The organism is Burkholderia sp. LK4 (assembly GCF_001043615.1).
Taxonomy (GTDB): domain Bacteria; phylum Pseudomonadota; class Gammaproteobacteria; order Burkholderiales; family Burkholderiaceae; genus Burkholderia; species Burkholderia cepacia.
Genome location: NZ_LDUL01000043.1, coordinates 82,026 through 93,810, shown reverse-complemented (window position 1 = coordinate 93,810; position 11,785 = coordinate 82,026). Strand labels below are relative to the sequence as shown.

At 67.5% G+C, this 11,785-nt stretch carries 11 protein-coding genes; 6 read left to right on the top strand and 5 right to left on the bottom strand.

What is annotated here, in order from left to right; translation table 11 throughout:
• Nucleotides 1-226 precede the first annotated feature (226 nt).
• Nucleotides 227-2,338: a TonB-dependent receptor family protein gene (locus VK92_RS22550; RefSeq protein WP_048024588.1), complete on the top strand. Its 2,112-nt coding sequence runs from the start codon at nt 227-229 to the stop codon at nt 2,336-2,338.
• Nucleotides 2,339-2,388: 50 nt separating this feature from the next.
• Nucleotides 2,389-4,506 carry a TonB-dependent receptor gene (locus VK92_RS22545; RefSeq protein WP_048024467.1) on the top strand — a complete coding sequence of 706 codons (2,118 nt, stop codon included), beginning with the start codon at nt 2,389-2,391 and terminating at the stop codon, nt 4,504-4,506.
• A gap of 70 nt (nt 4,507-4,576) precedes the next feature.
• Here VK92_RS22545 and VK92_RS22540 read toward each other — a convergent pair whose 3' ends face one another.
• The 4 genes from VK92_RS22540 to VK92_RS22525 all read right to left on the bottom strand — a co-directional run bounded on the left by VK92_RS22540 (nt 4,577) and on the right by VK92_RS22525 (nt 7,806).
• The gene (locus VK92_RS22540) at nt 4,577-4,942 is read right to left on the bottom strand and encodes a copper resistance CopC family protein (RefSeq protein WP_048024469.1); all 366 of its coding nucleotides are present in this window, start codon (nt 4,940-4,942) and stop codon (nt 4,577-4,579) included.
• A 16-nt stretch (nt 4,943-4,958) separates the two neighbouring features.
• On the bottom strand, nt 4,959-5,876 hold the full coding sequence (locus tag VK92_RS22535; RefSeq protein ID WP_053076284.1) for a hypothetical protein: 918 nt from the start codon (nt 5,874-5,876) through the stop codon (nt 4,959-4,961).
• 108 nt (nt 5,877-5,984) lie between these two features.
• Nucleotides 5,985-6,368: a DUF2946 domain-containing protein gene (locus tag VK92_RS22530; protein WP_048024471.1), complete on the bottom strand. Its 384-nt coding sequence runs from the start codon at nt 6,366-6,368 to the stop codon at nt 5,985-5,987.
• Between the two features lie 193 nt (nt 6,369-6,561).
• Nucleotides 6,562-7,806 (bottom strand): NADH:flavin oxidoreductase/NADH oxidase family protein, encoded by a 1,245-nt coding sequence (locus VK92_RS22525; protein WP_048024473.1) that lies wholly within the window; start codon nt 7,804-7,806, stop codon nt 6,562-6,564.
• Between the two features lie 77 nt (nt 7,807-7,883).
• Between VK92_RS22525 and VK92_RS22520 the strand changes: the two genes are divergently transcribed.
• The 3 genes from VK92_RS22520 to VK92_RS22510 all read left to right on the top strand — a co-directional run bounded on the left by VK92_RS22520 (nt 7,884) and on the right by VK92_RS22510 (nt 9,683).
• Entirely contained in the window at nt 7,884-8,348 is a 465-nt protein-coding gene (locus VK92_RS22520) for a MerR family transcriptional regulator (RefSeq protein ID WP_048024475.1), read from the top strand.
• 103 nt (nt 8,349-8,451) lie between these two features.
• A complete protein-coding gene (locus VK92_RS22515) occupies nt 8,452-9,150 on the top strand; it encodes a hypothetical protein (RefSeq protein ID WP_048024477.1) in 699 nt (232 codons plus the stop codon).
• A 212-nt stretch (nt 9,151-9,362) separates the two neighbouring features.
• The gene (locus VK92_RS22510; protein ID WP_048024479.1) at nt 9,363-9,683 is read left to right on the top strand and encodes a DUF1330 domain-containing protein; all 321 of its coding nucleotides are present in this window, start codon (nt 9,363-9,365) and stop codon (nt 9,681-9,683) included.
• Between the two features lie 28 nt (nt 9,684-9,711).
• Here VK92_RS22510 and VK92_RS22505 read toward each other — a convergent pair whose 3' ends face one another.
• Nucleotides 9,712-10,548 (bottom strand): NAD-dependent epimerase/dehydratase family protein, encoded by an 837-nt coding sequence (locus tag VK92_RS22505; protein WP_021160051.1) that lies wholly within the window; start codon nt 10,546-10,548, stop codon nt 9,712-9,714.
• 82 nt (nt 10,549-10,630) lie between these two features.
• Between VK92_RS22505 and VK92_RS22500 the strand changes: the two genes are divergently transcribed.
• Nucleotides 10,631-11,734 carry a LacI family DNA-binding transcriptional regulator gene (locus VK92_RS22500; protein WP_048024481.1) on the top strand — a complete coding sequence of 368 codons (1,104 nt, stop codon included), beginning with the start codon at nt 10,631-10,633 and terminating at the stop codon, nt 11,732-11,734.
• The last annotated feature ends 51 nt before the right edge of the window (nt 11,735-11,785 follow it).

The window sequence follows — 11,785 nt, the reverse complement described above, 5'->3', positions numbered from 1 at the left end:
CTTCGAAGCGTTACGCGCTCGCCGCCCGCGGGCCACCCTCCGCCCGCGCCTGACGCACCTCGCGACCGCGTCGCCGCACATCGCGCGGCGCCGTCCGCTTCGCCTGCCCGCCTTGCCGCTGCCCGATGCCGAGCCCGCGCGCGTGACCACGCGCGGCGGCCGGCGCCGCGCATGGCGCGCATCGTGTCCGTTTCATCATCGTCATTCCAACCCTACGTACAACGACATGTTTCCCTCGACCCGTATTGCCGTCGCGCTGTCCGGCGCGATCTCCGTGCTCTCCGCGTCAGCCGCGTGTGCACAAGGCGCCGCGCCGGCCGACGCGCCGGCCGCATCGACGCTGCCCGCGATCAACGTCAACGCGACCCGCGCGGCAGACTCCCTGACGTCGAAATCGACCGTCGACCTGAAGCGCACGCTCGACCAGACGGTCGGCTCGGTCGGCTTCGTCGATGCCGACAGCTACCAGAACACCTACGCCTTCACGCTGCGCGACGTGCTGAAGGACGTGCCCGGCGTGTTCGTCGAGAACCGCTACGGCCAGGAGTTGCGCCTGTCGATCCGCGGCTCGGGGATTGCCCGCTCGTATCACACGCGCGGCCTCGAGATCCTGCAGGACGGCATCCCGACCAACCTCGCGGACGGCAGCGGCGACTACTACCAGATCGATCCGCTCGCGCTGCAGGCGGTGCAGGTCTACAAGGGCGGCAACGGCCTCGCGTACGGCGCATCGACCCTCGGCGGCGCGATCGACTTCGTCACGCCGACCGCCCACACCGCCGACGCGCCGAACATCGTGCGCGTGGAAGGCGGCAGCTACGGCACGGTGCGCACGAGCGCGCAGATCTCGCGCGTGATCGGCCCGTTCGACTTCCTCGCGAACTTCAGCGTCAATCATTCGGACGGTTATCGCGATCATTCGAAAGGGCAATACGAGCAGTTCAACGCGAACGTCGGCTACCGGTTCAGCCCGGCCGTCGAGACGCGCTTCTACGTCGGCGTGTACGTCGTCGACCAGCTGCTGCCGGGCACGCTGTCGCTGTCCGACGCACTGAACGATCCGACCAGGGCAGCGCCGAACGCGATATCGGGCGATCAGGCGCGCAACACGCGCACCGAGCGGATCGCCAACCGCACGACGGTGAAGCTCGATTCGGGCGAACTGCAATTCGACACGTGGGCGATTCACAAGAGCCTCTATCACCCGATCTTCCAGGCGCTCGACCAGGACGGCTGGACCTACGGTTTCGCGCCGCGCTACACCGGCCGCCTGACGCTCGGCGGGATGCGCAACGACCTGATCGTCGGCGCGCGCTTCTTCGGCGGCCGCACGCAGGCGAACCAGTACGTGAACGTCAACGGCAACAAGGGCGCGCAGACACTCGACTCGACGCAGACGGCGTTCAACTATGAAGCGTACGTCGAGAACCGGCTGTTCTTCATGCCGACCGTCGCGCTGATGACCGGCGTGAAGGCGCTGCATTCGGTGCGCGAGTACATCGACAACGGCGGGCTGCCGCGCAACCCGAACTACAAGTCGACGAACGCGAGCTACAGCGGCGTCAATCCGAAGCTCGGGCTGCTGTGGCAGCCGGACGCGAACACCCAGGCCTACGTCGACATCACGCGCAGCCAGGACGTGCCCGACTTCACCGACCTCACGCAGACCTTCTCGAACACGACGCGCTTCACGCCGCTCGCGGCGCAGCACGCATGGACGATCGAGTTCGGCACACGCGGCTCGCGCGAGCGCGTGAGCTGGGACGTGACCGCCTATCGCTCGCTCGTGCGCGACCAGTTGCTGCAGTACACGACGAACCCGGACGTGCCGGCGGCGACGTTCAATGCGAACAGGACGGTGCTGCAGGGGATCGAGGCCGGTGCGTCGGTCGAGCTGTTGCGCAACGTCACCGGCCGCGGTGTGGGCGACAAGATCACGCTGTGCGGCATCTGGAACCTGAACGACTTCCGCTTCAAGAACGACCCGCAGTACGGCAACAACCGGATCGCGGGCGTGCCGCTGAACGTGCTGCGCGCGACGCTGGGTTACGCGCGCCCGAGCGGCTTCCACATCGCGGCCACGCTCGACTGGGTGCCGTCGGGCGCATGGGCCGACGATGCGAACACGTTGCGCGTGCCGAGCTACACGCTGCTCGGGCTGCAGGCCGGCTACGACTTCCGCAATGGACTGTCGCTGTTCGTCGACGCGCGCAACCTGACCAACAAGCGCTACGTCAGCGACATCAGCACCGTCGCGAATGCGCGCACCGCGAACACCGCGATCTTCTATCCGGGCGAAGGACGCAGCGTGTTCGCCGGCATGCGGTACGCGTTCTGATGCGCCGCCTGCGGCATCGCTCGTTACACGGATTCAAAGGAAACCGAAACATGAAGTTCAGTTCGATGCTGCCCGCCGCCTTGCTCGCGGCCTTCGCGCCGGCCGGGCAGGCCCAGGAAAGCGACGCCGCGAACGCCGGCGCCACGCTTGCGCCGATTCGCGTCAACGCGCAGAAGGCAACGCCGCTCACGCAACCGCTGGATACCGGCAGCCGTCTCGGCCTGTCGTCGCTCGAAACGCCCGCGAGCGTCGAACAGATCGATCGCAAGACGCTCGACACGCGCGGCGACAGTTCGATCGTCGACGCCGTGAGCCGCGCCGCCGGCATCAGCGCATCGCCGCATCCCGGCAACGGCGGCTCGGAGCTCGGCGCGCGCGGCTTCGTCGGCGCGTCGTCGGTCACGCAGCTCTATGACGGCGTGCGCCCGTACGGTGCGATCGGCATCACCTTTCCGTTCGATACGTGGTCGGTCGACCATATCGACGTGCTGCGCGGCCCGGCTTCGGTGATCTACGGCGAAGGGGCGATCGGCGGTGTCGTCAACATCGTCCCGAAGAAGCCGACGCGCGGCCCGATCCGCAACGAGCTGCAGGCGGGCGGCGGCACCGAGGGCACCGCGCGGGTCGCGTTCGGCAGCGGCGGCGCGATCAACGACAAGCTGTCGTACCGCTTCGACATCAGCGGCAACCGCTCGTCGAACTGGGTGGACCGCGGCAACTCCCGCAACCTGTCGATCTCCGGTGCGCTGCGCTACGACGTGACGTCCGACCTGTACGTGACGGCGTCGTATGCGCAGGGCTTCCAGCATCCGATGCAGTATTTCGGCGTGCCGCTCGTCAACGGCGCGCGCGATCGCGCGCTCGACAAGAAAAACTACAACGTCGGCGACAGCGACATCGCGTTCCGCGACAGCTGGGCGACGGTATCGGCGAACTGGCAGCCGAGCGACAGCCTGAACGTGACGAGCACGCTGTACCGGATGAAAAGCAACCGTCACTGGAAGGATGCGGAGTACTACACGTACCTGCCGTCGACCGCGCAGGTCCGGCGCAGCAGCTACACGGAAATCTTCCACGACCAGGAGCAGTACGGGAACGTGACGGCGGCGACCGTGACCACCGCGCTGCTCGGCATGCGCAACACGTTCTCGACGGGTGTCGAGTTCAATCACACGACGTTCCAGCACGACAACAACTCGCCCTATTCGGGCACGTCGACGGTCGACCCGTTCAGCTTCGATCCGGGCAGCTTCATCAACACGGCCGGCACCTATCCGAAGTACCGCAGCCAGGCGAACCAGTACGCGCTGTTCGCCGAGAACCGGCTGGCCATCACGCCGCGCTGGTCGGTGATCGGCGGGCTGCGCTACGACCACGCGAGCGTGAATCGCGACGATCTCGTGAACGGCGGCGCGTTCACGAAGGTGTTCGCGAACACGGGCTGGCGCATCGGCACCGTGTACGACGTGCAGCCGGGCCTCGCCGTGTACGGCCAGTATTCGGTCGCGGCCGACCCGATCAGCTCGCTGCTGTCGCTGAATGCGTCGAAGGCGAACTTCACGCTCGCGACCGGCCGACAGATCGAAATCGGCGTGAAGCAGTCGTTCCTGGACGGCAAGGCGGAATGGACGCTCGCGGCATACCGGATCGTCAAGAGCAATCTGCTGACGGCCGATCCGCTGAACCCGAACCAGTCGATCCAGGTCGGCCGGCAGTCGTCGCGCGGGCTCGAGGCGACGGTCGGCGCGGAGATCGCGAAGGACTGGCGCGTCGACGCGAACGTGTCGATCCTGCGCGCGAAATACGACGACTTCCAGCAGACGTCCGGCGGCACGACGGTCTCGCGCGCGGGCAACGTGCCGGTGTCGGTGCCGCAGCGGCTCGCGAACCTGTGGGTGAGCTGGCGCTTCGCGCCGGACTGGACGGGCATCGCGGGCGTCAGGTACGTCGGCAAGCGCTTCGCCGATACCGCGAACCAGCTCGTGATGCCGTCGTATACCACCGTCGACCTCGGCCTCGCGTGGAAGCCGCGCAAGGACACGACGATCACGGCGCGCGCGTACAACGTGTTCAATCGCCGCTTCGTGCAGTCCGCGTACTACAACGAGACGCAGTACCTGCTCGGCAACGACCGGCGGCTCGAAGTGCTCGCGAGCTACCGGTTCTGACGCTGCACGAAGTGCTGCCATGCGCGCGCCGCCGGCCCATGCACGGCGGCGCGCGCGGGTGCGGCGGGCGTTACTTCACCGTGAACGCGTAGTGCCCCTGCGTGCGGTGGCCGTCGAGCGCGACGGCCACCCACGCCACCGTGTAGACGCCCGGCGTCAGCGGGTTCAGCGCGACGGACATGTGCTTGCGGTTCGACGCGTCGACTTCTGCCTTGCCGTTCGTGACGGCATGGCCCTGCGCATCGGTGACGGCGATCGAGCTGAACGCGGGCTCGAGCCCGTCGTCGAAATCGATCGCGACGCGCAGCGGCGACGCGGTCACGGCCTCGCCCGCGGACGGCACCTGATGCGTCGGGAACGCATGGGCATGCGCGAACTGCGCGCCGGCGAGGAACAGTGCGGCGGCGGCCGTGCGCAGTGTGGTCAGGACGTTCATGCGGTTTCTCCGTCGATCAGAACAGCGGCTTGCCGAGCGAGCCCGGGAACAGGTCGTCGAAATACAGGTGCGCGTCGAACAGCACGCCGACATGGTTTCCGCTCGCGCGATTGACCGGAATCTGCGCCTCGATGCCGAATTGCCCGTAGCGATTGAGCCACAGTACACCCGGGTTGATCGTGCCGGTCGTCTGGCCCGAGCACGCGCCCGCCGTGCAGGTGCTCATCGGCGCCTCGACGACGAAGACCATGTTGCTGAGCGGCTGCGGCAGGCCGAGGTTCTTCACCTGCTGCTGCAGGTACGGGATGCTGTATTGCAGCGTCATGCCCCAGCCGAGCGAATTCGGGCCCTGGTCGGACGAGGCCGTGGTCAGGTTCGGCCCGAGCTCGGCCGTAATCGCGAACGGGCGCAGATAGCCGAGCGACGCGGGCAGATCGCCGAAGCCCTTGCCGACGTACACGGCCGGCGTGAACGTCGAGTACGGATTCGCGATCGATTTCGCACCGGTGCCGCCGATCTCGGTCTTGAGGCCGACCGATGCCATGAATTCGTGCGCGGGATTCGTATAGGCAAGGTACTTCACGCCGAGCGTCACGTTGTCCCAGCCCTTCGCGGAGCCGCCGTCCGGCGCGTTCTGCGACACGTACTGGCTGGCGACGCTGAACGCGAGGTTCTTCGTGATCAGCTTGTCCCACTCGTACGACACGGTATTGACGTTGATGCCGTTGCCGTTGTCGTCGGTGGTCTTGATGTGACCGAACTGCGTATCGAATTCGTCGCCGACACCCGGGTCGTCGACGGTCATGGTCGCAGGAAAGACGCGATCGCCCACCACGGCGTGCGCGTTCGCGAATGCAGCGTGGGTCAGGCCGGCGACGGCGGCCAGCAGCGCGGCACAGGCGCGGGGCGCGTGCCGTTGATTGAAGCGGGGCATGTTGTGGGTTCTCCGGTTGTCGTTCGATGCCGTCGCGCACACGCGCGACGAACAGCCGCCCGCTCGATCGCGAAGCGTCGGCGGGTCAGCCAGCAAAATCAGACGGACTCAGGAGAACGCGGGAGGCGCGCGCGATTGCGCGACGGTATGGACGAGACGGATGCGGGCCGGGTTCGATGCCGACACGATCGGCCTTTGCGAATCCGGACGCGGAACGACGAATGCGACGGCATGGCCCGGCAGCGCAGCGGCGTGGCCAACGAAGCTGCAATACGGGCAGGCTTGCCAGTGCGCCTTGATGCCGTGCGCGGGCTTGCCGTCGGCGGGTGCGACCACCGCTTCGTCGACGCTCGCCGTGCAATAGACGGCCAGCGCATCGACGAGCCTGTAACGCGACGCCATCATCTGCGAGACCGCAGGGGCGAGCGCCATCATCAGGATTGCGATCAATCCGATCAGGCTGCCTGGCTTGCGGAAACGGGCGACGTGCATGACGCGCGACGAGGATGGATTGCGATGAGGGTGGTGAATTATGCCACGCTGAAATCGCGCTCAGGCGCCTGAATAATGCAGTAAACGGGCTCGATATTTCGGAAAGCAATCCGAAAGAATCGAACCTGAAAACGACCCGCCGGGCGGCGGGACGATCGGTGCGGGGCAGTCGGCGCAGCCCCGCCTGCGTACGTCATGCACGCGTGCCCGCCGCGCGCCCCGCCATCCACTTCCGGTAGCGCCGTGTCTGGCACTGCGCGGCCAGTTGCTGCCCGACCAGCGCGCGCAGCGGCGACACCTGCGGATGCGTGCGCCGGCCTTCGCTGAGCCGCGTCAGCTGGAACTTGACGACGGCCATGTTCGCCAGCGAGCCCAGCACCTTGTTCTTCCATCGGATCGGCTGCAGCACCGGCGCGCTGTCCTTGCCGGCCCGCCAGTCGCGCGGCAGGTTCGGGTCGATCGACAGCGCGGTCGCGATGCCGACCATCGCCACGCCGCTGTCGACCACCTGCTCGGCCACCGCGCGGCGCCGGATGCCGCCCGTGACCATCAGCGGCATCTGCGCGACCGCCGTGATGTCGCGCGCGAATTCGAGGAAATACGCTTCGCGGGCCAGCGTGCGCCCGTCGCGCGCCTCGCCCTGCATTGCCGGCACTTCATAGCTGCCGCCCGACAGCTCGACGAGATCGACGCCGAGCGGATTCAGCAGTTCGACCACGCGCTTCGCGTCGTCCGCGCTGAAGCCGCCGCGCTGGAAATCGGCCGAGTTCAGCTTGACCGCGACCGCAAATTCCGGCGACACCGTCGCACGCACGTCCCGCACGATATCGAGCAGCAGGCGTGCGCGATTCTCGATGCTGCCGCCCCACTGGTCCTGCCGGCGATTCGTCAGCGGCGACAGGAACTGGCTCAGCAGATAGCCGTGCGCCGCATGGATCTCCACGCCGGTGAAGCCGCTCTGCTGCGCAAGCTGCGCGGCGCGCACGAAGCGCCGCTGCACATCGTCGATATCGGCTTGCGTCATCTCCTTCGGCACCGGGAACTGCTTCGACAGCGCACCGAGCTCGAGCGGCACGGCCGACGGCGCGAGCGTCGTCTGGCCGAGCGCCGCCTGCATCTGGCGCCCCGGGTGATTGATCTGCATCCATATGTGCGCGCCGCCCGAGCGCGCCACCTCCGCCCAGCGACGGAAGCGGCCGAGATGCGCGTCGCTCTCGAGCACGACCCCGTTCGGCCCCGTCATCGCGCGGCCGTCCACCATCACGTTGCCGGTCAGGATCAGGCCGACCCCGCCGTCGGCCCACGCCTGGTACAGGCGCAGCAATGCGTCGGATGGCGCGTGGTTCGCATCGGCCATGTTCTCTTCCATCGCGGCCTTGGCCAGACGGTTCGGAATCACCGCCCCGTTGGGCAGTGTCAGCGGCGTAAACAGGTTCATGGAGGGCACCCTCGATTGACGATGCCCAACGATAACTTTAAAGTCAACTTCAAGGTCAAGCCCCCTCGGAGCACCGCATGAAAATCGGCGAACTGGCACGCATCAGCGGCATCGCGGCGTCGCGCATCCGCTTCTACGAAGCGAGCGGCCTGCTCGAACCGGCCCGACGGCAGGCAAACGGCTATCGGGAATACGGGCCGGAAGCGTTGACGCGGCTCGCGATCATCGACCGCGCGCAGGGCGCGGGCTTCTCGCTCGACGAGATCCGCGCGGTGCTGCCGCCGAATCTCGGTGCATGGCCGCGCGACGAACTGCTGGTCGCGCTGCGCCACAAGGTCGACGAAATCGTGCTGCTCGAACGGCGTCTCGCGCAGAACCGGCAACACCTCGAGACGCTGATCGACGAAATCGAGAACAAGCCGGCGAGCGAGGATTGCGCGGGCACCGCGCAACGGATGCTCGACCGGCTGTGCGCGGGCGCCGACGCACCGCCGGCGCCCGCGCCCGTGCCGGTCCCGAGGCCGACGCGCAAGCGCGCATGACCGGTTACCCTGCGCCCCCGACGAACGATCAACCCGCGCGGCGGCGAGACGAGTCGGCGCGTGTGCGCCGGCTTTCGCGGCGCGACCTCCAGACCCGATCCGCATGACGATCTCCCGCATCACAGGATGCCTCGTCGCCGCGCTGCTGACGTTCGGCATCGGCGGCACCTACGCCGCGACGTGCGGCGACACGCCTTCTGCAATCCGTTGCCCGGATACACCCGACCTTCCGGACGACATCGTCGCGCAGCTTCCCGCCGGCTACGAAGCGCTGGATGCCGCGTCGGGACGCCTGACCGACAGCTCCCGCATCGGCTACGTGGTCGTCGCGCACCAGCCCGGCGATTCGATGCGCAACGCATCGCCGCGTCCGCTGATGATCTTCCTGCCGGGCAAGGACGGGCACTACCGGCTCGCGGCGCGCAACGACACCGTGATCATGAAAGCCGACGAAGGCGGGATGGGCGACCCGTATCTCGATGGCGTCGCCGAGAATGCGCTCACGGTCGAACCCCGCACCTTCACGGTCGAACAGGGCGTATTCGCGGGGCCGAGCCACTGGCGCGACCGCGTGACGTTTCGCTACGACGCCGCGCACCGCACGTGGGTGTTCCATCGGGAGGTCATGCGGAACTGGCGGCTCAACGACGACCCGAACGGCGATGCGCTGAAAGCCGACCCGGTGCGCGTCACGCGCGCCGATGCGGCGAAAGCCGTCACGTTCGAAGCGTGGCGGCCGGGTTACTGGTGCGATTCGGCCGAGCGGCGCGGAGCCGATCCGGCTTGCAGCAAGCCGCATTGACGAATGCGTAGCTATACGAATGATGCTGCGTGCGGGCGTGCTTGCGGGCACGCGATATGCGTGGATGCTGCCCCACCACACGGGCGGCGTGCCTGCCGGCACGTGCCATCGTGAGCGGCCGTGCGGCTTTCCTTACGTCGCAGGTAATCGACGCGCGCCGCCCGCACCGTGATCATGGCTCCATCGACTCACCTCACGCCACGGAGCCCGCCATGACCGCCTACGCCATCGCCCACCTGCACGACGTCGAGATGTGCGACGACATCGTCGAGTATCTCGAACGCATCGACGGCACGCTCGCGCCGTATGACGGCCATTTCGTGATTCACGGCGCGCGGCCGGAGATACGCGAAGGCGCGTGGCGCGGCGACCTGATCGCGATCGCGTTCCCCGATCTCGCCACCGCGCGCGCATGGTACGAATCGGATGCGTACCGGCAGATCCAGCCGCTGCGCGCGCGTCACGCGAGCGGCCCGCTGATCCTGATCGACGGCGTCGACGCGCGGCACCGCGCGACCGACATCCTGCGCTGAACCGCCGCCGCCGCGACGCCGGCGGCGCTTACGACGCGTTGCGCTCCATCGGCTCGCCGACGACGAACCCGCCGCCCTGGAACCGCTGCGCGGGATCGTCGTAGTCGGCGGTCGGCGCCGCCACCGGGAACAACCCGGCGAACTGCTCCGAACTGTCGCGCGGGCGGAAGCCGAGGAAGCCGGCCTTCGTGTTGTCCCACCACTTCACCGGGTTGTCCGACGCGCCGTACACGATCGCATGCCCGACGCGGTTCGTCAGCAGCGAGCAGCGCACGAGCTCGATGAAGTCGCGGTAGCTGAGGAACGTCACCAGCATGCGCGGATTCTTCGGTACTTCGAACGAAGAGCCGATCCGCAGGCATACCGTCTCGATCCCGAAGCGGTCGAAGTAATAGCGCGACAGCGATTCGCCGAAGCACTTCGTCACGCCATACAGGCTGTCCGGGCGCAGCGGCGAATCGGCATCGAGCACTTCCGTGACCGGATGGAAACCGATCGCATGATTCGAGCTCGCGAACACGACGCGCTTCACGCCATGCTTGCGCGCGGCTTCGTACAGGTTGTACGTGCCGGTGATGTTCGCACCGACGAGGTCGTCGAACGGTGCATCGACCGAAATGCCGCCGAGGTGGACGATCGCGTCCACGCCGTCGACGAGCTGCATCACGGCCGGGCGATCGGCCAGGTCGACGACGCGGGTTTCTTCATGCGCGGCCGCGTCGCCGAGCGTCGCGATGTCGCTGACGCGCACGACGTCGGCCCAGTCGGCGAGCGCGCCGCGCAACTGGCGGCCGAGGTTGCCGGCCGCGCCCGTCAGCAGCAGGCGCCCGAACGGTTTGCGCGCGCCGGTGGATGAGGCGTTCATCGAATCTCCTTGAATCTGACCTGAAATCTGACTGGATCGGAAAACGTTTTCCAACTATACGCGGGAGCGCGGCCGAACGTCAATGGCCGAACCCGCTCGCAGCCATCCGCACTTTCCCGATATCGGCGCGTGGCCGCACGGCCCCGTTTTCTGCCACAATCCGGCGTTATCGAACGAAAACGTTACCCTCCGCATGAAAAAAGTTTCCCCGACGATCCGCGACGTGGCGGCGGAAGCCGGCGTGTCGGTCGCGACGGTATCGAAGTACGTGAACGGCACGCAGCGCTTTTCGCCGACCGTCGAGGCCCGGCTCAAGGAGGCGATCGAGCGGCTCGGCTACCGTTCGAACCCGCTCGCGCGCTCGATGATCACCGGCCGCACGCGCACCATCGGCCTCGTGATCCTCGACATCAGCAACCCGCACTTCACGAACGTGGTGAAGGGGGCGAACCGCGTCGCGCTGCAGCACGACTACACGCTGCTGCTCGTCGATACCGAGGAGAGCCAGGCACGCGAACGCTCGCTGATCGAGGCGCTCGCGCAGCGCGTCGACGGGCTGATCGTCAGCACGCGGATGCCCGACGACGAAGCCGGCTGGATGCTCGACCTCAACAAGCCGCTCGTGCTGCTGCGCCGCAGCCCCGGCCTGCCGATTCCGAGTGTCGGCATCGACAACCGGCTGTCGACCTACATGCTCGCGCGCCATCTGCTCAATCTCGGCCACACGCGCATCGCGTATCTCGGCTTCGGCACCGCGCGCGTGAACGACGAGCGGATCCAGGGCGCGCGCGACTGTCTCGCCGAAGCCGGGCTCACGCTCGACGTGCACGATGCGCATGCGCCGACCGCCGAGGCCGGCGAGCGCGCGTGTTCGCGCGTGATGCTCGGGCCGCAGCGTCCGCAAGCCGTGATCTGCTACAACGACCTGATCGCGCTCGGCTTCATGAAGGAAGCCGCGTCGCTCGGCTTCCGGCTGCCGCAGGACGTGTCGGTCGCGGGCATCGACAACGTGCCGTACGGCGAATACGCGGCGCCCGCGCTGACGACCGTCGACATCCAGAGCGAGAACATGGGCGAGCTCGCGATGCAGAAGCTGATCGACGCGCTCGCGGGACGCACCGATGCGAGTTATTCGACGTTCGAGCCGCGGCTGATCATGCGCGCGTCGACGGCCGCGGCCGGTTGAGTTCCCCGCCTCGAGCCACCAAACGAAACGCGCCGCCCAAGGGCGGCGCGT

Excerpts from the sequence above, each read along its gene's own strand:
- VK92_RS22505 (WP_021160051.1), bottom strand. The coding sequence starts at position 10,548 with ATGAACGCCTCATCCACCGGCGCGCGCAAACCGTTCGGGCGCCTGCTG.
- VK92_RS22525 (WP_048024473.1), bottom strand. The coding sequence starts at position 7,806 with ATGAACCTGTTTACGCCGCTGACACTGCCCAACGGGGCGGTGATTCCG.
- VK92_RS22500 (WP_048024481.1), top strand. The coding sequence starts at position 10,631 with ATGGCCGAACCCGCTCGCAGCCATCCGCACTTTCCCGATATCGGCGCG.
- VK92_RS22515 (WP_048024477.1), top strand. The coding sequence starts at position 8,452 with ATGACGATCTCCCGCATCACAGGATGCCTCGTCGCCGCGCTGCTGACG.
- VK92_RS22545 (WP_048024467.1), top strand. The coding sequence starts at position 2,389 with ATGAAGTTCAGTTCGATGCTGCCCGCCGCCTTGCTCGCGGCCTTCGCG.
- VK92_RS22520 (WP_048024475.1), top strand. The coding sequence starts at position 7,884 with ATGAAAATCGGCGAACTGGCACGCATCAGCGGCATCGCGGCGTCGCGC.
- VK92_RS22530 (WP_048024471.1), bottom strand. The coding sequence starts at position 6,368 with ATGCACGTCGCCCGTTTCCGCAAGCCAGGCAGCCTGATCGGATTGATC.
- VK92_RS22510 (WP_048024479.1), top strand. The coding sequence starts at position 9,363 with ATGACCGCCTACGCCATCGCCCACCTGCACGACGTCGAGATGTGCGAC.
- VK92_RS22550 (WP_048024588.1), top strand. The coding sequence starts at position 227 with ATGTTTCCCTCGACCCGTATTGCCGTCGCGCTGTCCGGCGCGATCTCC.
- VK92_RS22535 (WP_053076284.1), bottom strand. The coding sequence starts at position 5,876 with ATGCCCCGCTTCAATCAACGGCACGCGCCCCGCGCCTGTGCCGCGCTG.
- VK92_RS22540 (WP_048024469.1), bottom strand. The coding sequence starts at position 4,942 with ATGAACGTCCTGACCACACTGCGCACGGCCGCCGCCGCACTGTTCCTC.